This window comes from Cellulomonas sp. NS3 (genome assembly GCF_024757985.1).
In the GTDB taxonomy this organism is placed as follows: Bacteria; Actinomycetota; Actinomycetes; order Actinomycetales; family Cellulomonadaceae; genus Cellulomonas_A.
On record NZ_CP103289.1, the window covers coordinates 491,741 to 514,307 of the forward strand.

The window sequence follows — 22,567 nt, forward strand, 5'->3', positions numbered from 1 at the left end:
GTCGAGAGGGTTCCCATGACCAGTCCCGCCCACCGGACCGATCCCCGGCCGCAGCGCCGGACCGCCCCCCGGACCGCCGCCCGGCCGACCGCCCGCCGGCTCCGGCGCGTCGGTGCGGCCGCGCTCCTCGCCGCCGCCCTGCTCCTGCCGACCGCCGTCGTCGCGGGGGCCCAGCCCGACGACGCCCGCCGCGGTCGTCCGCCGCACCCCTCCGTGCCGGCCGCGTGCCCGTGGATGGACACGCGGCGCACGCCCGAGCAGCGCACCCGCCTGCTGCTCGACGCGAGCACCCTGCACCAGAAGTACCGCTGGCTCGTCGAGCAGCCGGCCAACGACCCCCAGCGGACGACGTTCGAGGGCGTGACGTACCCCGCGCAGGTGCCGTGCACCCCGACGGTCGTCTACACCGACGGCCCGGACGGCGTGCGCTTCACCCCGGGCGTCACCGCGTTCCCGGCGCCGATCGCCGTCGCGTCCACGTGGGACACGGCGCTCGCGGGCACCAAGGGCCACGCCCAGGCCGACGAGGCGTTCGACACCGGCAAGAACGTCGTGCTCGGTCCGGGGCTCGCGTCGGGCCGCACGCCGCTGTCGGGGCGCACCCCCGAGTACTTCGGCGAGGACCCGCTCCTCACCGGGCTGCTCACCGCCGCGACGGTCGAGGGCATCCAGGGCGACCCGGTGAAGCCGGTGCTCGCGGACCTCAAGCACTACGTCGCCAACGAGCAGGAGCTCGACCGCGCGCAGAGCTCCTCGGAGGTCGACGAGCGGACCCTCCGGCAGGTGTACGACCTGCCGTTCGAGATCGCGCTGCGCCGCAGCGACCCCGCGAGCGTCATGTGCTCGTACAACCAGGTCAACGGCACGCACGCGTGCGAGAACCCGCTCCTGCGGGACGTCCTCAAGGGCGACCTGGGCTTCGACGGGTACGTCGTCTCGGACTTCCGCGCCGTGCACTCGACCGCGCCGTCGCTGGTCAACGGCCTGGACCAGGAGCTCAACCGGCCGGTCTGGTTCACGCCCGAGCGTCTCGACGCCGCCCTGGCGGCGGGGGAGATCACGCTCGCGCAGGTCGACGCCGCGGCGGCCCGGGTCGTGCGGGCGTATGTCCGCGGCGGTCTGTTCGACCGCCCGCTGCCTGCAGAGCGGGTCGCGGACGCGTCGACGCCGGCCCACAAGGAGCTCGCGCGCACCCTCGCCGAGCGGGGCAGCGTGCTGCTCGCGAACGACGGCGTGCTGCCGCTGGACGCCCGTCCCGGCGGGACCGTCGCGCTCCTCGGCCCGACGGCCTCCGCGACGCCGGACGAGGACGGGGTCAGCGCCGCGACCGTGTGCGCGATGGCGTGGCGATTCAACGGCGCGGGCACGCTCGACTGCGAGGACCTCGTGACGCCCGAGGTCGCGATCCGGGAGCGGGCCGCGCAGGCCGGGATGGACGTCGTGGTCGACGCCGGGGACGACCCGGTCGCGGCCGCGGCGCTCGCGGCGTCGGCGGACGTGGCCGTCGTCCTCGGCTACCAGAGGATGGGCGAGTTCGACGACCTGCCCGACCTGCGGCTCCAGGGCGGCGGCGACGCGCTGATCGAGGCGGTCGCGGCGGCCAACCCGGACACCGTGGTCGTGCTGCAGACCGGCTCGGCGGTCGAGATGCCGTGGCTCGGCGACGTCGGGGCGGTGCTCGAGACCTGGTACGGCGGCGAGCAGGTCGGCCCGGCGCTGGCGCGGCTGCTCTTCGGTGACGTCGCGCCGTCGGGCAAGCTGCCGATGACGTTCCCCGCGTCGCTCGCCGACACCCCCACGCGCACGCCCGAGCAGTACCCCGGGGTGTTCGCGGACGGGTCGACCACCCGGGCTCCCGGCTCGACCGAGATCCGGCAGGTCCGCTACACGGAGGGCCTGCAGGTCGGGTACCGCTGGTACCAGGAGCAGGGCATCGAGCCGCTGTTCCCGTTCGGCCACGGGCTCACCTACACGACGTTCGACTACGTCGACCTCCGCATCACGCCGCGCACGTCGACGGGTCGCGGAGACGTGCGGGTCTCGTTCCGGGTGACCAACACCGGGGAGCGCGCGGCGACCGAGACGGCGCAGGTCTACGCGGGGCTGCCCGAGAGCGCGGACGAGCCGGGCACGCGCCTCGTCGGGTGGCAGGCCGTGACCCTCGAGCCGGGGCAGTCCCGGCGCGTCACCGTCACGCTCACGCGGCGCGACCTCGCCGAGCTCCACCTGCTCGAGGTCTGGGACGTCGACCGCGACCGCTGGGTCACGACGCCGGGGGAGCACACGGTCTCGGTGGGCGGGTCGTCCGGCACCGTGCTGTCGGGGACCGTGCAGGTCCGCCGGTCCTGAACCGGCCGGCGGCGCGTCGCGCCCCGCTCGGAGAGCAGCACCGTGCCCCCGCCCGTCCGTGGGCGAGGGGCACGGTGCTGGTCGAGAGGGGCCGGACGGTCGTGCCGGGCGCAGCCACCGGCCAGGGCAGCAGCGGGGAGTCGCAGCCGCTGCCGCTGCCCTGGCCGGTCGAGGGCTACCGCTGCAGCGTCAGCAGGCCCGGCCGGTACGGCAGCCGGCCGTAGTCGCCGCCCGAGCTCGGGGAGCGGCCCTGGTAGAGCAGCCGGAGGTTGCACGGGTCGACCGTCATGGTCTGGTCCGCGCTGGTCCGCAGCAGCTCGCCGTGGCTGATGTCGTTGGTCCACGTCGCGCCGCTGTTGGCCTTGCCCGCGAACGGGTTGCTCTCCGTGGCGGCCTGCGGCGTCCACGTGCCGCCCAGGCTCGTGGCGGTGAAGGACCGGAAGTAGCGGCCCTGCGAGCCGATGGCCTCGACGATCATCAGGTACCGGTTCTGGCCCTGGAGCTTGTAGACCTGCGGCGCCTCGAACAGGTTGTTCGTGGTGTCGCTCATGATCGTCGTGTAGCTGGACCCGAAGCTGCCCGGGAAGTTCCCGATCGGCATGCTCGCCCGGTAGATCCTGCCGTTGTCGCCGGCGAAGAACAGGTACATGTTCTGGTCGTCGGCGATGAGCGTCTGGTCGATCGGGCCGGTGCCGGAGCCGGTGATGCTGCCCGTGAACAGCGTCTGGTGCGGACCCCAGCTGTTCGGGTTCGACGGGTCGGTCGAGGTCCGGTAGGAGAACGCCAGGCCGCCCCACTGGTAGGCCATGACCCAGATGTTCTTGGGCGCGAAGTAGAACAGCGACGGCGCGACCGCGGTGAACGGCATCGAGTTCTGGCTCGCCGACGCCATCTCGGAGTAGCTGGTGAACAGCCCGAAGTTCATCGAGCCCCACGACTCGCCGTTGTCGTGCGTCGTGGCGTACACGAGCTGCTTGCCGTTGTAGGGCGCGACCGTGAAGTCCTTGAGCGAGGCCCAGCCGGAGCGCGGGGTCGCGAGCGAGCCCGTCGAGGACCAGCGGTAGGACGAGGGGAGGTTGCAGGTGCCCGGGTTCGGCGCCGGCGTCGTGGTCGTCGGCGTGGGGTTCGGGTTCGGGTTGGCCCCGCCGACCGGCACGAGCAGCCACTGCTGGTTCGCACCGCCCCAGCTCGCGTACTGGACGACGTTCGCGCCGTCGGCCGTCGAGGCGCCCTGCACCTCGACCGCCTTGTTCGAGTTGCGGTTGATCAGCGTGATCGAGCCGCCGGTCGAGTCCTGCAGCCGGAACTGCTGGTTGCTCTGGTTGCGGTCGGTGTACTGGACGATGGCGCCGCCGTCGGCGGTCGAGAAGCTGTAGACGTCGAGGACCTTGCCGGACAGGCGCGACTTGATGCGGTAGTAGCCGTCGCCGGCGTCGACGAACTGCCACTGCTGCTGGGCGCCGTCGTTCCGGGTCCACTGCGTGATCCGGGCGCCGTCGTTCGTCGCGAGGTTGTACACGTCGAGCGCCTTGCCGCTGCCGCGGTTCACCAGGACGTAGGACGCGTTCGTGTCGACCGTCACGGCCGACGCCGCAGGTGCGGTCGCCACCGCCAGCACCGCCGTCGACGCGGCCGTCGCGAGCGCCGCGACCGCGGCGGCCCAGCGTCGTCCGGTCGTCCGTCCGGGGCTGGTCGCCCCGGCGTGGGTTGTTCGCCTCATGCTGCTCTCCTTCGAGCCTGGGAGGGGTGGGTGCTTCGAGGGGTGCGGTCCCGGCCGGACGGGTGCGTCCGGCCGGGACCGCGGTGCGTCAGGTCAGCCGACCCGGACGAGCTGCCACTGCTGGTTCGCCCCGCCCCAGCTCGTGTACTGGACGACGTTGCCGCCGTCGGCCGTCGAGCCGCCCTGCACCTCGACGGCCTTGCCGGAGTTGCGGTTGACGATCGTCAGGTAGCCGCCCGACGACGTGACCCGGAACTGCTGGTTGGTCTGGTTGCGGTCGGTGTACTGGACGATCGCGCCGCCGTCGGCGGTCGAGAAGTTGTAGACGTCCAGGACCTTGCCCGAGAGGCGCGACTTGAGCCGGTAGTAGCCGTTGCCGGCGTCGACGAACTGCCACTGCTGCTGCAGGCCGTCGTTCCGGCTCCACTGCGTGATGCGCGCGCCGTCCGCGGTCGAGAGGTTGTAGACGTCGAGCGCCTTGCCGCTGCCGCGGTTGACCAGGACGTACGACGCGTTGGTGTCGATGGTGCCGTCCGTCGGGGGAGCGGTCGTGGGCGGCGGCGTGGTGCTCCCCGCGTTGAGCGCGTTCAACGTCGAGGTGTAGGCGGCCTTCTTGTTGCCCGCCCCGTCGAACAGCAGCGGGTTGGTGCCGGTGCGCCACGAGTCGGTGTCGCGCACGCCCCACACGGTGATGCCGGTGCAGCGGGCGACCGCGAGGCACGCCCGCGTGACCTGCGCGTACGCGTTGGCCTGGTTCGAGCCCTGCTGGATGTCGAGCTCGGTGATCTGGACGTCGACGCCGAGGTCGGAGAAGCGCTGGAGGTTGGCCTGGAAGTCGCCCGGCATCGTGGTGCCGAGGTGCGCCTGGAAGCCGACGCAGTCGATCGGGACGCCGCGCGCCTTGAAGTCGCGGACCATGGTGTAGATGCCCGTCGACTTCGCGTTGATGCCGTCGGTGTTGTAGTCGTTGTAGCAGAGCTTGGCGCCCGGGTCGGCGGCGCGGGCGGCGCGGAACGCCGCCTCGATCCAGTCGTTGCCGGTGCGCTGCAGGTTGGAGTCGCGGCGGCTGCCGCGGCCGTCGTCGGCGAACGCCTCGTTGACGACGTCCCAGGTGTGGATCTGGCCGCGGTAGTGCGTGACGACCTGGGTCACGTGGTTGATCAGCGCGTTGCGCAGGGCGCTGCCGGACATGTTCTGCATCCAGCCGGGCTGCTGGGCGTGCCACGCGAGGGTGTGGCCGCGGACCTGCTTGCCGTGGGCGCGGGCCCAGAACACGATCCGGTCGCCGTTGGTGTAGCTGAAGCGGTTCTGCGACGGCTCGGTCGCGTCCATCTTCATGTCGTTCTCGGCCGTGATCATGGTGAACTCACGGTTGGCGATGCCGATGTAGGTCGAGTCGCTCATGCGGCCCGCGGCGATCGCGGTGCCGAAGTAGCGTCCGCTCTGCGCGGCAGCGGCGCCGAGGGTGCTCGCTGCCGACTGCGCGGGGGCGGCGACCACCAGTCCGGCGACCGCCGTGGCGACGGTCAGTCCGGCGGCGACCAGCGCGTGCCGGGCGCGTCGTGAAGTCGTGTTCATGCGTACCTCTCTCTGAGGGCCGCCGTCGTCGTCGGCAGCGGCGCCGCCGTCACCGCAGGCAACTCTCCATCGGTGTAGAAACGCCGGTGCGGAAGCGGGGACCGTGCGAATGTTCGCGCTCACATTGGCACGGGATCGGCGGAGATCGAAGCGGTTCCGGGCGATATGAAACGATTCTCACGCGGGCAACCGGTGGCCGCGTCGAGGTACGAGCGTCCTCGGCCGGCCGCGACGGAGCCGATCGACCGGAAGCGGTTCCAGCCAGCGCCGTGCGTGAACGGCGGCATCCGTGCAGGTCGGAGCAGGTCGTCTCCGGTAGATTTGCGACCGGCCGGACCCCCGCTCCCGGGGTGTCGGGGGCCGAGGGCGCAAGGTCCGACGGGGAGGCGCTGTGGCGACGATGGCCGACGTCGCGCGCCAGGCCGGCGTGTCCGTCAAGACCGTCTCGAACGTCCTGAGCGGCTACCCGTACATCCGTGACACGACCCGGGCGCGCGTGCTCGCCGCCGTCGACGAGCTCGGCTACGAGATCAACGTGACCGCGCGCATCTTCCGCTCGGGCCGCAGCGGCGTCGTCGGCCTCGCCGTGCCGGAGCTCGGTCAGCCGTACTTCGGCGAGCTCGCCGACGAGATCCTCGCCGCCGCCCGGGAGCACGACCTCCAGGTGCTCATCCAGCCGACGGGCTTCACGCGCGAGGGCGAGCTCGCAGCGCTCCGCGAGCCGCGTCGCGGGCTGATCGACGGGCTCATCTTCAGCCCCGCCGCGCTCGTCCAGGCCGACGAGCGCCTGCTCCAGGACCTCGGCTACCCGCTCGTGCTGCTCGGCGAGCAGATGTTCTCCCCGCACGTCGACCACGTCACGATGCGCAACGTCGAGGGTGCGCGTGCGGCGACGGACCTGCTCCTGGACGCCGGCCGGCGCCGGATCGCCGTGATCGGCATGCTGCACGCCGAGACCGCCGGCTCGTCGGCCCTGCGGTTCCGCGGGTACCGCGAGGCGCTCGAGGCGCGCGGGGTCGAGGTCGACACGCGGCTGCTCGGCTGGGCGGACGCCGGCTGGCACCGGGCCGAGGGGGCGCGGGCGATGGCCGACGTCCTCGACTCGGGCGCGGGGGTGGACGGGGTCGTCGCGTTCAACGACGCGCTCGCGATCGGTGCGATGTACGAGCTGCAGGTGCGCGGCCTCGCGATCCCGCACGACGTCGGGGTCGTCGGGTTCGACGACATCGGCGACGCGCTGTTCTCGGTCCCGACGCTGACCACCGTGGACCCGGGCCGCCGGGAGATCGCCCGGGTCGCGGTCGACCTGCTCCGCCGCCGGGTCCACGAGCGCCTCGACCCGCGCGCCGAGCGGGACGCGCCCGTGCTGCACGTCGCGGGCATGCGGCTCGTCGAGCGCGAGAGCACGGCGCCGCGCACGGTCTGAGCGGCGACGCTCCCGGGGGGCACGTCATCGTTGTCGGCAGCGGGTCGACGGCACTGGCGACCTGTTGCGAGGTGGCGGATCGTACGGGTTCTCCGTGGGGGCAGGGCAGGTGCGACGGACCGCGGGTCGAAGACTGCGCGGTGCCCGTCAGCGCCGCGCGATCGCGTCGAGCGCGAGCCGGACGACCTCGGCGCCCGCCTGCACGACCCCGGGGGAGTGCGCCCCGAACGAGTCGCGGACCGCCACCGCGCGGTCGAGCGACGTCGTCGGCGGCTCGGGGAGGGCCGCGAGGTAGGCGTCGAGCACGGTCGTGACGAACCACGGGGGGACGTCGAGCCGCGCCACGTCGCCCGCGTCGGCCGGGATGCCCTCGACGACCGCGCACGCGATCGCGAGCGCCGTCATCGCGGTGTCGAGGGTCGCCGGGCCGGTGCGCGCGATCGCCCAGTCGATGACCACGGGCTCGCCGGCCACGAGCATGACGTTCGCGGGGTGCAGGTCGAGGTGCACGACGACGTGGCCGGGCTCGCGCGCGGGCGGGCCGAGGTCGGCCGGCAGGCCGTCGACGGGGACGCGGTGCAGGTCCGCGTGCAGGCGGGCGAGGGTCCGGCCGGCCTCGGCAGGCTCGACGTCACCGACGAGCGCGGCCTCGACGAGGGTCGGGCCGTCGAGCCGCTCGAGCACCATCCCGGTCGGGCGCCCGCGCGCGTCGAGGTGCAGGCCGTGCACGTGCGGGACGCGCACGCCGTGCCGGGCGACGTGCCGCATGACCGTGACCTCGGCCGTCACGTCGCGTGCGTCGTCGTACCGGCGCAGCACGCGTCCGGGGCCGAGCTCGTGCACCGTGGCCTCGCGGCCGCGGGCGAGCAGCGGTCCGGGCGGCTCGTCGGACACCGGCGGGAGGCTGCTCACCTGCGGACCGTAGGCCTCCGAGGGGTCCGCGGTCGACGCGTTTCCCGGGTCGGGCCGCGCCGGGCCGCGCCGGGCCGCGCGCGGGTCGGCGCCACCCGCGCCGGCGCTCGTCACGCCGTCAGGGCGTGAGGTCCCACAGCAGCCGGTAGTACGCCGTGCGCTCGGGGTCGGGGTCGACGCCGTACGCGTCGAGCAGCACGCCGTCGAGCCCGGGGCCGTAGTTCCAGTGCGTGCTCCACGTGGCCACGGCGAGGTCGGCCCAGCGGTCGGCGACGCCGAGCGTCCCGAGGTCGACGTGCGCGGCGAACCGGCCGTCCGCGTCGAGCAGCGTGTTCGGGGCGCACGCGTCGCCGTGGCACACGACGAGCCGGTCGACCGGCGGGACGTCTGCGAGGCGCGCCGCCGCCTCCGCGACCGTGAGGTGGGCGTGGTCGGGGTGCCAGGTCGCGGGGTCGTCACGGCCGCTGGTCAGGGCGCGGGTCAGGCGGTCGCGCACGTCCCACGCGAACGGGCAGCCGTCGACGGGCAGCCGGTCGTGCAGCGCGCGGAGCCCCGCGCCGAGCGCCCGGACCGCGACCTCGGGCCGGGCGGCCCACCGCGGGTCGACGGCGCTGGTCGCGTCGAGCGCGGCTGTCACGAGCCAGGAGCCGTCCGCGTCGGACCCCGCGTCGAGCACCCGCGGGACCGGCGTGAACGGCGCCGCCCACGCGAGCCTGACGGCCTCTGCGGACAGGTCGGCGGGCGCACCCGCGGGCAGCCACTTCACGAAGCGCCGCTCACGCTCGCCCGTGAGCTCGAACGTCAGCCCGCCGAGCTCGTTGCGCCAGACCGCGCGCACGGCGTCGGCCCCGGCGAGGTCGGCGACGACGGGCGGGACGGCGACGTCGTCGACCGGGAAGGAGGCGATCACGGCGCCCAGCGTGCCACGGCCGCGCGCGAGTGCCCGGGGAGTCGCGGGGCTCCCGCCCGCGGGTCGGGACCGTCCACTTGGTAGACTTGCCTCACCCACCCGTGAGCGCACCGCTGCTGGCCTCCCGCGCCGCGCGCGTGCTCGACCGATCCGCTGACAACACCACACACCGGTTCCGGCGCACGTCGTCGGGCGTGCCGGACCGACCACCCGCCCCTCAACAGGACGGAGCCGGACGTGCTGCTGCTGCTCGCTGTCCATCTCGCCGCAGCCGTCGTCGCGCCCCTGCTCGTCCGGTGGATGGGTCGCAAGGCGTTCGGGGTGCTGGCCCTCGCGCCGTCGTCGGCGGCGGTGTGGGCGCTCACGCAGACCGCCGCGGTGCAGGCCGGGGACGGGCCCGTCGAGGTCCTCCCGTGGATCCCGCAGCTCGGCCTCGAGCTGGCGTTCCGGCTCGACACGCTCGGGTGGCTCATGACGCTGCTCGTCGGCGGCGTCGGTGCGCTCGTGCTGGTCTACTGCTCGGCGTACTTCTCCCCGCGGGCCACCGGCCTCGGCCGGTTCAGCGCGGTGCTCACCGCGTTCGCGGGCGCGATGCTCGGGCTCGTCACGGCCGACGACCTGCTCCTCGTGTTCGTGTTCTGGGAGCTCACGACCGTCTTCTCGTACCTGCTGATCGGGCACTACAACGACCGCAAGGCGTCCCGGCGCGCGGCGATGCAGGCCATCGTGATCACGACCGCGGGCGGCCTGACGATGCTCGTCGGCGTCATTTTGCTCGGCGAGGCCGCGGGGACCTACCGCCTCTCCGCGGTGCTGGCCGACCCGCCGCAGGGCACGGCCGTGACGGCCGGGGTCGTCTGCCTCCTCGTCGGCGCGGCGACGAAGTCCGCGATGATCCCGCTGCACTTCTGGCTGCCCGCCGCGATGGCCGCGCCGACGCCGGTCAGCGCGTACCTGCACGCCGCCGCGATGGTCAAGGCCGGCATCTACCTCATCGCGCGCTTCGCGCCCGCGTACTCCGACCTGACCGCGTGGCAGGTCGTCGTGCTGACGCTCGGCTGCGGCAGCCTGCTCGTCGGCGGCTACCGGGCGCTGCGCCAGCACGACCTCAAGCTCGTGCTCGCGTTCGGGACGGTCAGCCAGCTCGGCCTGCTCGTGGTGCTCGTCGGGTTCGGGACGCGCGCCACGGCGCTCGCGGGGCTCGCGATGCTCGGCGCCCACGCGATGTTCAAGGCCGCGCTGTTCCTCGTCGTCGGCGTGGTCGACGCCGCGACCGGCACCCGGGACCTGCGCCGGCTCTCCGGGGTCGGACGGGCGCTGCCCGTGACGGCGCTCGCGGGCGGCCTGGCGACGGCGTCGATGATCGGGCTCCCGCCGTTCGCCGGGTACGTCGCGAAGGAGGCCGCCCTCGAGGCCATCGCGCACCACGACGGCGGCATCGCGGGCCAGGTCGTCTTCTGGGCGGTCGTCGTCGGCTCGGCGCTGACGGTCGCGTACGGGCTGCGGTTCTTCTGGGGCGCGTTCGCGACGAAGTCGTCGGTCGCGCACCCGCCGGTGCACGACTCGGGGACCGCGGCGCCCGCGGGCAGCCCGACGCCCCCGGACCGCGACGAGCCCGCCGTGCCCGCGACGATCACGCGCCCGTCGCTCGTCCTCGTCTACCCGTCCCTCGTCCTCGCCGTCCTCGGGCTCGCCGCCGCGGTGCTGCCGGGCCTCGGGGAGCACCTGCTGTCCCCGTACGCGGACCAGTTCGCCGGCGAGCCCGGCCACCTCGTGCTGTGGGCGGGCGTCACGCCGACGCTCCTCACCACGCTCGGCGTCGTGGCGGCCGGGGTCGCGCTGTTCGCGCTGCGCGGCCCGGTCGAGCGGCTCCAGGCGGCGGTGCCCCCGGTGCCGGAGGCCGACCACCTCTACCGGCGTCTCATGCGCAAGCTCGACGACCTCGCGGCCGACGTCACCGCCCTCACCCAGCGTGGCTCGCTGCCGGTGTACCTCGGCGGGATCCTGCTCGTGTTCGTCGTCGCCGTGGGCGGCGCGATGCTGACCGTCGCGTCGCTGCCGGACGACGTCCGCGCGTGGGACCACCCCGCGCAGGTGCTGTTCGGCGCCCTCGTCGTCGTCTCCGCGATCCTCACCGCGCGCGCCCGCCGCCGCCTCAAGGCCGTGATCCTGCTCGGCATCAGCGGGTACGGGGTCGCGGGGCTGTTCCTGCTGCACGGCGCACCCGACCTCGCGCTGACCCAGGTGCTCACCGAGACCGTGACGCTCGTCGTCTTCGTGCTCGTGCTGCGCCGCCTGCCCGCGTACTTCTCGGACCGCCCGCTCGCCGCGAGCCGCTGGGTGCGCCTCGTGATCGGCCTCGCGGCGGGCCTGACGGTCGGCGGGCTCGCGCTCGTGGTCCCGGGCGCCCGGGTGCACGTGCCCGTCTCCGACCTGTTCGCGGCCGAGGCGTACGAGTTCGGCGGCGGCAAGAACATCGTCAACGTCACGCTCGTCGACGTGCGCGCGTGGGACACGATGGGCGAGATCTCGGTGCTCCTCGTCGCGGCGACCGGTGTCGCGTCGCTCGTGTTCCTGCAGCGGCGCTCGGGCGCGATCTTCCGGGCGGACGAGGCCAAGGCGGGCCGGCAGGTGTGGGCCATCGGCGGGCACGACCCCGCGGCGGCCCTCCGCCAGCCCGCGCACGCGCCGCTCCCGCCGGTGACGGCGGGCTCCTACCCGGGGCTCGCCCACGGGGTGCGTCGCACGGGCGAGCGGTCCAAGGAGTGGCTGCGGGCGGGCCGCACGCTCGCGCCGCGCCGGCGCTCGGTGGTCTTCGAGGTCGTCACGCGCCTGCTGTTCCACACGATGATCGTGTACTCGGCGTACCTGCTGTTCTCGGGGCACAACGCGCCCGGCGGCGGGTTCGCGGCGGGGCTCGTGACCGGCATCGCGCTGGTCGTGCGCTACCTCGCGGGCGGCCGCTACGAGCTCGGCGAGGCCGCGCCGGTGCAGCCCGGCCTCCTGCTCGGCAGCGGGCTGTTCCTGTCCGCCGGCGTCGGGCTCGTCGCGCTGCTCGCGGGTGGGTCGGTGCTGCAGTCCTGGATCATCGACATCCACGTGCCGGTCATCGGCACGATCCACCTCGTGACGTCCCTGTTCTTCGACGTCGGCGTGTACCTCGTCGTCGTCGGGCTCGTGCTCGACATCCTGCGCACGCTCGGTGCCGAGATCGACCGCCAGGCCGAGGCCGGGGAGCACACCGGCGGCTCGGAGGACCACGCGCGCGACGCCCCCGCCGGCGGCTCGGTGTTCGGGGCCGGCGCGCAGGGCACGGCCGACGCCGACGGCCTCGTCCGCACCGCGCACGGCGACCTGGAGGTGCACCGCTGATGCCCCTGAACCCGGACATGAGCCCGAACGTCACGCTGGTCGTCGTCATCGCGGCGCTCGTCACGGTCGGCGTGTACCTGCTGCTCGAGCGCAGCCTCTCGCGCGTGCTCATCGGCGTGATCCTGATCGGCAACGCCGCGAACCTGCTGTTCCTCGTCGCGGGCGGCGCCGCGGGGCGGCCGCCGCTCGTCGGGAGCGCGGAGCCCTCGGAGATGAGCGACCCGCTGCCTCAGGCGATGGCCCTGACGGCGATCGTCATCACCCTGGCGATGACGGCGTTCCTGCTCGCGATGGCGTACCGCTCGTGGCAGCTGCACCGCCACGACGAGGTCCAGGACGACGTCGAGGACCGCCGCATCGCCCGGCTCGCGGCGCGCGACGAGCGCGCCACGACCGACGCCGACACCGAGGACACCCGCTCGACGCTCGACGAGGAGGCCGCGGAGACGCGCGACGAGACCGACGACGCGCCCTCCGAGCGGACCACCCCGGTGGAGGTCCCGTGACCGGCGACCCGACCTGGCTGGTCCCGCTGCCGGTCGTCCTGCCGCTGTTCGGCGCGGGCCTCGCGCTCGCGCTGTACCGCCGGCCCCGCGCGCAGCGGCTGATCAGCGTCGTCGTCCTCTCGCTCGTGCTCGCCGTGTCCGTCGCGCTGCTCGTGCTCGCCGACTCCGGGCCGCTCGTGATCGACGTCGGGGGCTGGGCCGCGCCCGTCGGCATCGACCTCGTCGCGGACCGGCTCTCGGCGCTCATGCTCACGGTGTCGAGCGCCGTGACCCTGTGCGTCCTGCTGTACTCGCTCGCGGAGGGCGAGGCGGACGGCGACGAGGCGGCGCCGGTCTCGATCTACCACCCGACGTACCTCATCATGACCGCGGGCGTCGCGAACGCGTTCCTGTCCGGGGACCTGTTCAACATCTACGTCGGCTTCGAGATCCTGCTCGCGGCGAGCTACGTGCTGCTGACGCTGGGCGGGACCGGCGAGCGGATCCGCGCGGGCAGCATCTACGTGGTCGTCGCGCTGCTCTCGTCGGTGCTGTTCCTCGTCGCGATCGCGCTCGTCTACGCGGCGACGGGGACGGTCAACCTCGCGCAGCTCGCGGTGCGGCTCCCCGAGATCGACCCGGACGTGCGGCTGCTGCTGCAGATCATGCTGCTGCTCGCGTTCGGCATCAAGGCGGCCATCTTCCCGCTCTCGGCGTGGCTGCCCGACTCGTACCCGACCGCCCCGGCGCCCGTCACCGCGGTGTTCGCGGGCCTGCTGACCAAGGTCGGCGTGTACGCGATCATCCGCACGCAGACCCTGCTGTTCCCGGAGGGCCGCGCCGACGACGTCCTCCTGTGGGCCGCGCTCGCGACGATGGTCGTCGGGGTCCTCGGTGCCGTCGCGCAGGACGACATCAAGCGTCTGCTCTCGTTCACGCTCGTGAGCCACATCGGCTACATGATCTTCGGGATCGCGCTCGCGACGCAGGCCGGGTGGAGCGCCTCGATCTACTACGTCGCGCACCACATCACGGTGCAGACCGCGCTCTTCCTCGTCGTCGGGCTCATCGAGCGCCACGGCGGCTCGACGTCGCTCGACCGGCTCGGCGGCCTCGCCAAGCTCACCCCGGTGCTCGCGCTGCTGTTCTTCGTCCCCGCGATGAACCTCGGCGGCATCCCGCCCCTGTCCGGGTTCCTCGGCAAGGTCGGGCTCCTGCAGGCGGGCGTCCAGGTCGGCACGCCGCTCGCGCTCACCCTCGTCGTCGGCGGCGTCGTCGTGTCGCTGCTGACCCTGTACGCGCTGGTCAAGGCATGGAACAAGGCGTTCTGGCAGACGCCCCCGGTCGAGCCGCCGCGCACCCCGCTGCCGCTCGGCATGATCGGCCCGACGGCCGCGCTCGTCGCGTTCGGCCTGCTGCTGACGGTCGCCGCCGGGCCGCTCTACGGCTACACCCAGCGCGCCGCGCAGACGCTCCAGGACCGCTCGATCTACATCGCGTCGGTGCTGCCCGACGGCGAGCGCGGGCAGGGCGAGTCGGCGGAGGTCGCGGAGGACGACGGCGGCGCGGAGCACGACGGCGACGCGTCGGGCGGCGCGCACGCGGGTGACGACGCGTCCGGCGCCGCGCGCGCGGGTGCGACGACGGACGGGGCCCGGCCGTGAGCGCGGGGCGCTGGTCGGTGCGTGCCCAGTGGGGCACGACGCTGTGGCTCACGGCAGTCTGGGTGCTGCTCTGGGGCGACCTGTCGGTCGCGAACGTGCTCGTCGGGCTCCTGCTCGGGTACCTCGTGACGCACGGGCTGCGGATGACGCCCATCGACTTCCACGGCCGGCTGCGCCCGCTCGGGCTCGCGCACCTCGTCGGGCGGTTCCTGCTCGACCTCGTCCGAGCGTCGTTCGAGGTGAGCATGGTCGCGCTGCGGCCCCGGCACGTGCCGCGCGGCGCCGTCATCGGCGTGCAGCTGCGCAGCCACTCCGACCTCTACCTCACGATGACCGCCGAGCTGTGCTCGCTCGTTCCCGGGTCGCTCGTGGTCGAGGCGCACCGCGTGACCGGGGTGCTCTACCTGCACGTGCTCGACGTCGAGCAGTCGGGCGGCATCGAGGCGGCGCGGCAGGTCGTCCTCGACCAGGAGGCGCGCGTGCTGCGCGCGTTCGCGTCGGACGAGGAGCTCGCGGAGGCGGGGCTGTCGACGCGCGGCGGGCTCCGCGGCGGTACCGCTCCGGGGCCGGACCGGACGACCAGCACGGAGGTGCGCGCATGAACGACGTCGTGGTCGCGGTCTGCGCGGTGCTGCTCCTGACCGGGGCGGTCCTCGCGGTCGTCCGGGCTGAGCGCGGGCCGTCGATCCTCGACCGGACCGTCGCGCTCGACATCGTGCTGACGATCATGATCGCGGGCGGTGCGCTCTACGCGAGCCTCGAGCGGCGCACCGACATCGTGCCGATCCTCGTGGTGCTCTCGCTCGTCGGGTTCGTCGGCTCGGTGACCGTCGCGCGCTTCGCGTCGGTCGAGCCGCCCGGCGAGGGCCGCGTGCGCACGCGCGAGGAGATCGCCGCCGAGGAGTCCGAGCGGCGCCGGCTCGAGGGGGCCGACACCCGGGGACAGCGGCGCGACGTGGGGGAGGCCCGATGACCGGGGAGACGTGGGGCACGGTCGCGGACGTCGTCGCGTCGGTGTGCATGCTCGCGGGGGCGTTCCTCGCGTTCGCGGCCGGCGTCGGGATCGTGCGGTTCCCCGACCTGCTCTCGCGGATGCACGCCGGCACCAAGCCGCAGACGCTCGGGCTCGTGCTCGTGCTCGTCGGCCTCGCGCTGCGGCTCCGCTCGGGCGGCGCGGTGTGGGCGCTCGTCCTCGTGGTGCTGTTCCAGATGCTGACGGCGCCGGTCGCCGCGCACATGGTGGGCCGCGCAGGCTACCGCACCGGGAAGGTCCGCACCGACCTGCTCGTCGTCGACGAGCTCACGCGCGACCAGGCCGACGCGACCGCGTCGCGGGACGCCGCCGTCGCCCAGGGCGCGCTGAGCGCGGCGACGGTGCCCGACAACGTGGACCCGCGCAGCCGCGAGCCGCACGGCGGCGAGCCCGAGCTGTACGGGATGGAGCCGCACCGGGCGGAGCGGGACGGCGAGCGCTAGCCGGGTCGGAGCGGGGCGGGGCGGGGGCCGGAGCCGGGTCGGCCGGGTCAGCCGCGGGGTCCGGTCGGGCGAGCCGCCCGGTCGGGCGAGCCGCCCGGTCAGCCGACCGGCTCGGTCCAGAGGTACAGGCTGAGGTCCTCGCGGTCCGCGACCTTGACCAGCGCCAGCACGTCCGTGAGCACCGAGAGCGCGTTCTCGGGCGTGGTCGCGAGCTCCTCGCTCCCGGCCCAGCGCTCGGCGACCTCACCGATCGCGTCCGGGTCCTCGTGCGTCGCGAGCTCGAGCAGCACCTCGATGAGGAACGGGGGCAGCTCGACGAGGTTGTCGTAGTCGAGGTCGACCTCCTGGCACTCGAGGTCGCCGGTCCCGAAGTGCACGACGTCGCACGCGATCTCCCCGAGCACCTCGAGGTCGAGCGGCGAGATCTCGGTCAGCTCGAGACGCGGCGCGTCCTGCGGGTCGGACCCGCTGTCGAGCGCGGTCGCGTGCGCCAGGGCACGGGCGTGGTCGGAGGCGAAGAGCTCACTCAGGACGGCCATGGCGACAGCGTGCCACGGCTCAGCCGCGCACCGACAGACGGCCCTCGTCGACCCGGTTCGCGAACTTCGCGGTCCCGCGTGTCGCGAGCACCCGCACGAGCGCCACGACGGCACCGGTGATGACCGCCGCGATCGCGACCTCGGCGAAGCGCGCGTCGCCCTCGTCGTCGGCGCTCGGCGGCTCGTGCCCGGCGACCGCCTTCCACGCCGTGTTGACCGCCTTGTGCGCGACCCACGTGGCGGCGAGCGCGGACGCGCCGCCGGTGATCGTCGCGACGGTCGACTTCGTCTTCTTGCTGGCCACGGGGGTCCTCCTGGAGGGCGGCTGAGGGTGGCTGCCAGGCTAACGCGGGGGCGTGCCCGCGTCCTGCGCTGAGGACGCGTCGGCGCAGGTGGGCGGCGTCCGGAGCGCCGGGAAAGCCAGGACGGCAGGAGCGCTGGGAGGGGTTGCGGCGGCCTCGCGCCGAGCCGGTCAGTCCTGCGCGGGGTCGACGAGGCGCGCGGTGCTGTCGCGCACCACGAGGCTCGTCGCGAGGTCCATGCGGGTGCTCACCGAGGCGCCCTCGCGGGCCCGCAGGACGAGGCGCGCGGCCTCCTGGGCCATGTGGCGCAGCGGCTGGTGCACGGTCGTGAGGGCCGGGCTGGACCAGCGCGCGACCGCGACGTCGTCGTAGCCGACCACCGAGAGGTCCTCCGGGACGCGCAGCCCCAGGCGCCGGGCGGCCTCGAGGACGCCGAGCGCCTGCAGGTCGCTGCCGGCGAAGATCGCGGTGGGCCGGCGGTCGGCGGGCAGCGCGAGCAGCTCGGTCGCGATGTCGTGTCCGCCCTGGACGTGGAAGTCCCCGAAGCGCACGAGCGTCGGGTCGACGCCGTGGCCCGCGTTGCTCATGGCCGAGCGGTAGCCGTCGAGGCGCGCGAGCGAGCACATCATGTCCTCGGGCCCGGTGATCATCGCGATGCGGCGGTGGCCGAGCTCGAGCAGGTGGCGCGTCGCGGCGAGGCCGCCCGACCAGTTCGCGGAGCCGACCGAGGGGACGTCGGGGTCGGGGTCGCCGGCCGGGTCGACGACGGCGAAGGGGATCGCGCGCGAGCGCAGCTGGTCCTTCACGGCTGCGGGGAGCGTCGAGAACACGAGCACGACGCCGAGCGGGCGGCGCTGCAGCACGCCCTCGAGCCACTCGGGTCCGGGCGCGTGGCGGGTGCCGCTCTCGGTGAGCACGACGCTCGCGGAGCTCTCGCGCGCGACGTCCTCGACGCCGCGGATGAGCTCCATCGCCCAGATGGTGTCGAGCTCGTGGAAGACGAGCTCGATGAGCGGGGCGGCGCTCGACGGGCTGGTGCGGCGCCGGTAGCCGTGCCGCCCGAGCAGGCCCTCGACGCGCTCGCGGGTGGCCTCGGAGACGTCCGCACGGCCGTTGAGGACCTTCGAGACGGTGGAGATGGAGACGCGGGCCTCGGCCGCGACGGCCGCCAGGGTCACGCGGTCGGCCCGGGCGTCGATGCTCATGGGCCCAGGGTAGCGGCCCGGCCGCTCCACGAACGGGAACTTTCGAGCGCGGACCGATCCTTGACGCTGTTCCGAGGCGCTGGTTACGCTCCGGAAGGTCTGGCAAGTTTCGGCGCGAGTCTCGAAACGTTCGACGGCCGACGCCGGGCCTCTCCCGCTGCTTCCCCTGTGATGCGGAAGCGGTTCGACGCTCCCGCGTCGTACTGTCGGACGTCACGAACTGCTCGCTCCGCAGGGGTCGGTCGCGCCCGGGCACAGGCCCCGCGCACCGGCGGAAAGTAGCGTCATGCACACGAAGCACGAGAGCGGGACCCGCACGTCCACGGCCACACCCCCGCACGCGGAGGTGCCCGTGTGGGCCGACGCGTCGGCGGCGACCGCGGACCGTGTGGAGGCGCTCGTCCGCGAGATGACGCCCCGCGAGAAGGTCGCCCAGCTGGTCGGCGTGTGGGTCGGCGCGTCCGCCGAGGGCGGTGAGGTCGCCCCGCACCAGCACGACATGGAGGAAGGTGTCGACCTCGACGCGCTCCTGCCCGACGGGCTCGGCCAGCTCACGCGGCCGTTCGGCACGGCGCCGGTCGACCCCGCGCTGGGTGCGCTGTCGCTGCTGCGCACCCAGGAGCGCATCCGCTCGTCGAACCGGTTCGGGATCCCCGCCGTCGCGCACGAGGAGTGCCTCGCCGGCTTCGCGGCGTGGGGTGCGACGGCGTACCCCGTGCCCGTCTCGTGGGGCGCGACGTTCGACCCCGACCTCGTGCGCCGCATGGCCGACGCGATCGGGCGCGACATGCGCTCGGTCGGCATCCACCAGGGCCTCGCGCCGGTGCTCGACGTCGTGCGCGACGCGCGCTGGGGCCGGGTCGAGGAGACCGTGGGCGAGGACCCGTACCTCGTGGGCACGATCACGACCGCGTACGTGCAGGGCCTCGAGCGCGCCGGGATCGTCGCGACGCTCAAGCACTTCGCCGGGTACTCCGCGTCGCGCGCGGGCCGCAACCACGCGCCCGTGTCGATGGGTGCCCGCGAGCGCGCCGACGTCGTGCTCCCGCCGTTCGAGATGGCCGTGCGCGAGGGCGGCGTCCGCTCGGTGATGGCCGCCTACACCGACACCGACGGCGTCGCGTCCCACGCCGACCCCGAGCTGCTCACCCGCCTGCTGCGCGACGCGTGGGGCTTCACCGGCACGGTCGTCGCCGACTACTTCGGCGTCGCGTTCCTCAAGCTGCTGCACGGCGTCGCCGGCACGTGGGCGCACTCCGCGGCGCTCGCGCTCGAGGCGGGCGTCGACGTCGAGCTGCCGACCGTCAAGACGTTCGGCGAGCCGCTGCTGACCGCGCTCGAGAAGGGCGAGGTCGACGAGGCGCTCGTCGACCGGGCGCTCCGCCGCGTGCTCGCGCAGAAGATCGAGCTGGGACTGCTCGACGCCGACTGGGACCCGGTGCCCGAGGTGCTGCGCGGGCGCGACCTGACCGACACCGAGGCGCTGCGCGGCACCGTCGACCTGGACCCCGAGGGCAACCGGGAGATCGCCCGCGCGCTCGCCGAGGAGGCGGTCGTGCTGCTGCGCAACGACGGCACGCTCCCGCTCGGGCCGGACGTGCGCAAGGTCGCCGTCGTCGGCCCCACGGCCGAGGACCCGATGGCCGTGCTCGGCTGCTACTCGTTCCCGGCGCACGTCGGCACGCACCACCCCGAGCTCCCGCACGGCATCGCGCTGCCGACCCTCGCGGAGTCGCTGCGCGCGGAGCTGACCGGCGCCGAGGTGTCGGTCGCGCGCGGCTGCGACATCGACACGGACGACGCGTCGGGCTTCGACGAGGCGGTCGCGCTCGCCATGGCGTCCGACGTCGTCGTCGTGGCGGTAGGCGACCGCGCCGGGCTGTTCGGGCGCGGCACGAGCGGCGAGGGCTGCGACGCCGAGACCCTGCGGCTGCCCGGCGTGCAGCAGGACCTCGTCGACGCGCTGCTCGCCACGGGCACCCCGGTCGTCGTCGTGGTGCTCTCGGGCCGCCCGTACGCGCTGGGCGGCGCGACCGGCTCCGCCGCCGGGATCGTGCAGGCGTTCTTCGCCGGTGAGGAGGGCACGCCCGCGATCGCGCGCGTGATCTCCGGTGCCGTCGAGCCGCAGGGGCGGCTCCCGCTGAGCGTCCCGGCCTCGGAGCACCTGCAGCCGACGACGTACCTCGCGCCGCCGCTCGGCCGGCAGAACGGGGTCTCGAACCTCGACCCGACCGCGGCGTTCGCGTTCGGCCACGGCCTGACCTACACGTCGTTCGCGTGGTCGGACGTCGAGCTCGACCGCCCCGACGTCCCCACCGACGGCGCCGCGACGCTCGCGTTCACGCTGCGCAACGACGGGCCGCGGACCGGCACCGAGGTCGTCCAGGTCTACCTGCACGACCCCGTCGCGACGGTGGTCCGCCCGGTCCAGCGGCTCGTCGGGTACGGGCGCGTGGTGCTCGCTGCGGGGGAGGAGACGCGCGTGCACGTGCGCGTCCCCGCCGACGTCGCCGCCTACACCGGGCGCGACGGCCGCCGGGTCGTCGAGCCCGGTGAGCTCGAGGTCCGGCTCGGGGCGTCCAGCGCCGACACCCGCCTGACCGCGACCGTGACGCTCACGGGCGCCGAGCGCGCCGTCGACCACACGCGCGAGCTGCACGCGACGGTGGCGTTCGGCGAGGTCTGAGGCCCGGGGCGGGACGTCCGCGTCGGCCCGGGACCCGCGCGACGGGTCCTGGGCCGACGTGCGTCCGGCGCGGTCAGCCCGTGATCGCGGTGGCGAAGCCGTCGAGCAGCCCGGCCCAGCCGTCGGGTGCCCCGAGCGACGCGCGCATCTCGGACGCCTGGTCCCCGTAGGCGTCGAGGCCGCGGTGCTCGAAGTCGACGCGCGTCGCCGCGGCACCGTCGGGCCCCGTCTCGGGCGTGAACCGGACCTCGATCTCGGTGACGAGCGAGGCGTCGAAGGCCCAGTCCGCGCCGACCTGCCAGGCCAGGACCACGCGCCCGGGCGGCTCCCAGGCGATCACGTGACCCCACTCGCACTCGGTGCCGGCGGCGTCGCGCTCGAACCAGCGGCCGCCCTCGCGCGGCTCGACGACGACGTCGACGAGGGGCTGCTCGCCCAGGTGGTAGTCGGCCTTCCACCAGCGCGCCATGCCCGCGGTGAACACGTCGAACGCGCGCTCGGGCGGCGCGGCGACGGTGAGGGTGCGGACGATCGGCTCGGTGGTGCTCGAGCTGCTGGTGCTGGTGCTGACCTGCTCCTCGGTGCTCATGGTCACTCCTCGGGTGCGGCGGGGTCGTGCTCGACGGCACGGGCGAAGGCGGCGAGCTGGTCGTCCCAGAACCGGTCCAGGTACGTGCGCAGCGCCGCGAGGCCGCGGGTGTCCAGCCGGTAGACGCGCTGGGTCCCGACGGCGGTGTCGGTGACGAGGCCGGCGTCCTTGAGCACGCGCAGGTGCTGCGAGACGGCGGGACGGCTCACCGGCAGGCGGGCGGCGAGCTCGCCGACGGCGTGCGGCCGCTCCGCGACGAGCTCGAACACGCCGCGCCGCGTGGGATCGGCGAGGGCGTCGAGCACACCTCCGTAAGTCGTCACGAACGGTAAGTTACGGCTGACGGATGCGCGGCGTCAACGCCCGGCCTCGATCCGGGTGAACTCGGGCCGGTGGTCGGGGTGTGCCGGGTGACCTCGCCCACACGGCGGCCGACGGGCCTCGGGCGTGCGGTACAACGTGACGCGTGACGACTCGGACCACCCCGCCCGACCTCGACGACGGCCCCGTCGCGCCTGACCCGCCCGCCGCCGGTGAGGCGTCCCGGGCGCCCGAGCGCCGTGCCGTGCGCGACGCGCCCGGCGCCCTCGACTGGCCCGACGAGCCCCGCCGCCCCGACGACGCCGACTGGCGGCCGCTCTCCCGCGCCGAGCGGCGCACCGCGTGGTGGGACCGCGCGGTCGCGAGCGTCGGGCTCGCCGCGCTCGGGCTCTGCCTCGGCGCGCTCGTCCTCACGGTCGCCGACCTCGGTCCGCGCGACGTCGCCCGCGACCTGGCCGCGACCGGCGTCCGCGCCCAGGTCCAGCGGATCGCGGTGCGGCCCGCCGAGGAGCCGGGCGGCCGGCTCGCTGTGACGTTCGAGGCGGGCGGCGCGACGGTCGTCGCGAACGCCGTCGGCTCGGGGACCGACCGGGCCGACGAGGACGCGGCGACGATGGTCGTGCTGCACGACCCCGACGACCCGACCCGCGTGATGCTCGCGGAGGACGTGCGCCACCTCGCCGACGACGCGCTCCGGGACGGGCTGGCGACCGCCGCGCTCCTCGCCGCCGTGGCCGCAGGCGTCGCCGGCCTGCGGGTCGCGCGCGCGGCGCGGGCCCGTCGGCGCGGGGGCCACCTGCGCGCCGTCGAACCGGGCGCGGTCGCGGCCGTCCTCGTCGTCGCCACCACCGTCTCGGGTGTCGTCGTCGCCGGTGAGCACGTGCCCGCGGTGTGGAGCTGGCTCGGGTTCCCGCTGTCCCTCACGGTCACCGTGGTCGCCGTCCGGCTGGGTGTTAGGGTCGCGCTGAACGACAGGGGAGCGCCTCGGCCCACCCGCCCGTGACCGGCCACCACCGGCCCCCGGGCGGCCCGG

General features: G+C 74.5%; 19 protein-coding genes. 10 read left to right on the top strand and 9 right to left on the bottom strand.

Annotated elements, in window-relative coordinates:
* Positions 1-15 precede the first annotated feature (15 nt).
* Positions 16-2,349, top strand: a complete 2,334-nt coding sequence (locus tag NXY84_RS02265) for a beta-glucosidase family protein (RefSeq protein ID WP_258725557.1) — start codon at positions 16-18, stop codon at positions 2,347-2,349.
* Between the two features lie 175 nt (positions 2,350-2,524).
* On the opposite strand, the gene NXY84_RS02270 is transcribed toward NXY84_RS02265, so the two are convergent.
* Both NXY84_RS02270 and NXY84_RS02275 read right to left on the bottom strand, forming a co-directional pair.
* Positions 2,525-4,069 (bottom strand): non-reducing end alpha-L-arabinofuranosidase family hydrolase, encoded by a 1,545-nt coding sequence (locus NXY84_RS02270; RefSeq protein ID WP_258725558.1) that lies wholly within the window; start codon positions 4,067-4,069, stop codon positions 2,525-2,527.
* Between the two features lie 93 nt (positions 4,070-4,162).
* Positions 4,163-5,647 carry an endo-1,4-beta-xylanase gene (locus NXY84_RS02275; protein ID WP_258725559.1) on the bottom strand — a complete coding sequence of 495 codons (1,485 nt, stop codon included), beginning with the start codon at positions 5,645-5,647 and terminating at the stop codon, positions 4,163-4,165.
* Between the two features lie 400 nt (positions 5,648-6,047).
* Here NXY84_RS02275 and NXY84_RS02280 point away from each other — a divergent pair, with 400 nt between their 5' ends.
* The gene (locus NXY84_RS02280; protein ID WP_258727097.1) at positions 6,048-7,073 is read left to right on the top strand and encodes a LacI family DNA-binding transcriptional regulator; all 1,026 of its coding nucleotides are present in this window, start codon (positions 6,048-6,050) and stop codon (positions 7,071-7,073) included.
* A gap of 147 nt (positions 7,074-7,220) precedes the next feature.
* On the opposite strand, the gene NXY84_RS02285 is transcribed toward NXY84_RS02280, so the two are convergent.
* Positions 7,221-7,985, bottom strand: coding sequence for a phosphotransferase (locus NXY84_RS02285; RefSeq protein ID WP_258725560.1), 765 nt, complete (start codon positions 7,983-7,985; stop codon positions 7,221-7,223).
* Between the two features lie 118 nt (positions 7,986-8,103).
* Positions 8,104-8,895 carry an aminoglycoside 3'-phosphotransferase gene (locus NXY84_RS02290; RefSeq protein WP_258725561.1) on the bottom strand — a complete coding sequence of 264 codons (792 nt, stop codon included), beginning with the start codon at positions 8,893-8,895 and terminating at the stop codon, positions 8,104-8,106.
* A 237-nt stretch (positions 8,896-9,132) separates the two neighbouring features.
* Between NXY84_RS02290 and NXY84_RS02295 the strand changes: the two genes are divergently transcribed.
* From NXY84_RS02295 to mnhG, 6 genes are read left to right on the top strand one after another with little or no spacing between them, the layout of a single operon-like run.
* Entirely contained in the window at positions 9,133-12,267 is a 3,135-nt protein-coding gene (locus NXY84_RS02295) for a Na+/H+ antiporter subunit A (protein WP_258725562.1), read from the top strand.
* On the top strand, positions 12,267-12,773 hold the full coding sequence (locus tag NXY84_RS02300; RefSeq protein ID WP_258725563.1) for a Na(+)/H(+) antiporter subunit C: 507 nt from the start codon (positions 12,267-12,269) through the stop codon (positions 12,771-12,773). The genes NXY84_RS02295 and NXY84_RS02300 overlap by 1 nt, the downstream gene beginning before the upstream one ends.
* Complete coding sequence (locus NXY84_RS02305; protein ID WP_258725564.1) at positions 12,770-14,416, top strand: Na+/H+ antiporter subunit D; 1,647 nt, start codon at positions 12,770-12,772, stop codon at positions 14,414-14,416. The genes NXY84_RS02300 and NXY84_RS02305 overlap by 4 nt, the downstream gene beginning before the upstream one ends.
* Positions 14,413-15,018 carry a Na+/H+ antiporter subunit E gene (locus NXY84_RS02310; RefSeq protein ID WP_258725565.1) on the top strand — a complete coding sequence of 202 codons (606 nt, stop codon included), beginning with the start codon at positions 14,413-14,415 and terminating at the stop codon, positions 15,016-15,018. Before NXY84_RS02305 ends, NXY84_RS02310 begins: the two co-directional genes overlap by 4 nt.
* Entirely contained in the window at positions 15,015-15,389 is a 375-nt protein-coding gene (locus NXY84_RS02315; RefSeq protein WP_258725566.1) for a monovalent cation/H+ antiporter complex subunit F, read from the top strand. Before NXY84_RS02310 ends, NXY84_RS02315 begins: the two co-directional genes overlap by 4 nt.
* Positions 15,386-15,892, top strand: coding sequence for a monovalent cation/H(+) antiporter subunit G (gene mnhG, locus NXY84_RS02320; RefSeq protein ID WP_309485047.1), 507 nt, complete (start codon positions 15,386-15,388; stop codon positions 15,890-15,892). Before NXY84_RS02315 ends, mnhG begins: the two co-directional genes overlap by 4 nt.
* A 98-nt stretch (positions 15,893-15,990) precedes the next feature.
* Here mnhG and NXY84_RS02325 read toward each other — a convergent pair whose 3' ends face one another.
* From NXY84_RS02325 to NXY84_RS02335, 3 genes are all read right to left on the bottom strand, one after another.
* Positions 15,991-16,431, bottom strand: coding sequence for a hypothetical protein (locus NXY84_RS02325; protein ID WP_258725567.1), 441 nt, complete (start codon positions 16,429-16,431; stop codon positions 15,991-15,993).
* 19 nt (positions 16,432-16,450) lie between these two features.
* A complete protein-coding gene (locus tag NXY84_RS02330; protein ID WP_258725568.1) occupies positions 16,451-16,735 on the bottom strand; it encodes a DUF4235 domain-containing protein in 285 nt (94 codons plus the stop codon).
* 168 nt (positions 16,736-16,903) lie between these two features.
* Positions 16,904-17,938, bottom strand: a complete 1,035-nt coding sequence (locus NXY84_RS02335) for a LacI family DNA-binding transcriptional regulator (protein ID WP_258725569.1) — start codon at positions 17,936-17,938, stop codon at positions 16,904-16,906.
* 286 nt (positions 17,939-18,224) lie between these two features.
* Between NXY84_RS02335 and NXY84_RS02340 the strand changes: the two genes are divergently transcribed.
* Positions 18,225-20,624: a glycoside hydrolase family 3 N-terminal domain-containing protein gene (locus NXY84_RS02340; RefSeq protein WP_258725570.1), complete on the top strand. Its 2,400-nt coding sequence runs from the start codon at positions 18,225-18,227 to the stop codon at positions 20,622-20,624.
* 73 nt (positions 20,625-20,697) lie between these two features.
* Here the strand turns inward: NXY84_RS02340 and NXY84_RS02345 are convergent, their stop codons facing one another.
* Both NXY84_RS02345 and NXY84_RS02350 read right to left on the bottom strand, forming a co-directional pair.
* Positions 20,698-21,213 (bottom strand): SRPBCC family protein, encoded by a 516-nt coding sequence (locus NXY84_RS02345; protein ID WP_258725571.1) that lies wholly within the window; start codon positions 21,211-21,213, stop codon positions 20,698-20,700.
* A gap of 2 nt (positions 21,214-21,215) precedes the next feature.
* Positions 21,216-21,536, bottom strand: a complete 321-nt coding sequence (locus NXY84_RS02350) for an ArsR/SmtB family transcription factor (protein ID WP_258725572.1) — start codon at positions 21,534-21,536, stop codon at positions 21,216-21,218.
* 143 nt (positions 21,537-21,679) lie between these two features.
* On the opposite strand from NXY84_RS02350, the gene NXY84_RS02355 reads away from it, so the two are divergent.
* Positions 21,680-22,537: a hypothetical protein gene (locus tag NXY84_RS02355; RefSeq protein WP_258725573.1), complete on the top strand. Its 858-nt coding sequence runs from the start codon at positions 21,680-21,682 to the stop codon at positions 22,535-22,537.
* Positions 22,538-22,567 lie beyond the last annotated feature (30 nt).